The organism is Geobacillus sp. ZGt-1 (genome assembly GCF_001026865.1).
GTDB classification, from domain to species: domain Bacteria; phylum Bacillota; class Bacilli; order Bacillales; family Anoxybacillaceae; genus Geobacillus; species Geobacillus thermoleovorans.
This window is the reverse complement of the sequence record NZ_LDPD01000025.1, coordinates 132,907-133,721: the sequence shown is the minus strand read 5'-3', so window position 1 is coordinate 133,721 and position 815 is coordinate 132,907. Positions and strand designations below refer to the sequence as shown.

Sequence of the window (815 nt, the reverse complement as noted above, 5' to 3'; positions counted from 1 at the left end):
GACCGAACAACGCCGCTTAAGGTGATCGCGCCTAGAATCATCTTTTTCATGGCGCTGACTGTTTCGGCCGCGTCTATCTTTACTTTTGTGCATGGGCGGGGCACCTCTCTTTTGGACGCGGTATGAGAACCTCGCGTGCGGTCGCAAAACGATGGACGCAGACTGGCTGTTGGTTTATAATATTTTTGAATCGTCCAAATATTCAGAGGAGTGGGAAGAGGATGGAACGAACCGTTGTTGAAACACGGTATGGGCGGCTGCGCGGTGTGGTGAATGGAAGCGTTTTCGTTTGGAAAGGAATTCCGTATGCGAAAGCGCCGGTCGGTGAACGCCGTTTTTTGCCGCCGGAGCCGCCTGAGGCATGGGATGGGGTGCGGGAGGCGACTGCCTTCGGTCCTGTCGTGATGCAGCCGTCGGATCCGATTTTCAGCGGATTGCTCGGGCGGATGAGCGAGCCGCCGAGCGAAGACGGGCTGTACCTGAACGTTTGGTCGCCGGCGGCGGATGGGAAGAAGCGGCCGGTGCTCGTCTGGATTCACGGCGGCGCCTTTTTGTTCGGCTCGGGTTCTTCGCCGTGGTATGACGGGACGGCGTTGGCGAAACACGGCGATGTCGTCGTCGTAACGATCAACTACCGAATGAACGTGTTTGGCTTTTTGCATCTCGGTGATTCGTTCGGCGAAGCGTACGCGCAAGCCGGGAATCTCGGCATTTTGGACCAAGTGGCGGCGCTGCGCTGGGTGAAGGAGAACATTGCGGCGTTTGGCGGTGATCCGGACAATGTGACGATTTTCGGTGAATCGGCGGGAGCGGCG

The 815-nt window shown here is 57.9% G+C and carries 1 protein-coding gene; it reads left to right on the top strand.

All coding sequences use genetic code 11. From position 1 onward, the window contains the following. Positions 1 to 221 precede the first annotated feature (221 nt). Positions 222 to 815: carboxylesterase family protein (locus VU18_RS20495; protein WP_047758283.1), on the top strand; the 594-nt coding region annotated here is incomplete at its 3' end.